This is a genomic window from Pseudomonas sp. 43(2021), from assembly GCF_017490805.1.
Classification (GTDB): domain Bacteria; phylum Pseudomonadota; class Gammaproteobacteria; order Pseudomonadales; family Pseudomonadaceae; genus Aquipseudomonas.
In genome coordinates this window covers 1-356 of sequence record NZ_JAFGYJ010000614.1, presented here as the reverse complement: position 1 = coordinate 356, position 356 = coordinate 1, and the positions used below count along the sequence as shown (strand labels likewise).

Sequence of the window (356 nt, the reverse complement as noted above, 5' to 3'; positions counted from 1 at the left end):
TCGGGCATGTCGACATGCTGGTGAGCAAGGCCGCGCAGGTGCAGGTGTGGCCGTTGGTGGAGCGTTGGCTGCGGGATCCGCTGGTGCCGGTGCATGCGTCCACGGTGATGGTGGAGCCTGTGCCCGCCGGTTGAATTTGCGTTGCCTGTACTGGCCCTTTCGCGGGCACGCCCGCTCCCACAGGGATCACACAGGGGCTAAATGCTGTGAGGTCCATGTGGGAGCGGGCGTGCCCGCGAAAGGGCCGAAACAGGCAAAACACAACTGACTGCCTGGTCCCGGATGACTGCAATGGGCTCTACGGTGTAGCCTTGGACGATACCCGCTTTCGTTGTGACTGACAGGAGCTTCCCATG

1 pseudogene is annotated in these 356 nt (G+C 62.9%); it reads left to right on the top strand.

Annotation, left to right across the window (positions count from 1 at the left end):
- Positions 1–134 (top strand): annotated as a pseudogene (locus tag J5M71_RS28970) (alpha/beta hydrolase); the annotation flags it as partial.
- Between the last annotated feature and the right edge of the window lie 222 nt (positions 135–356).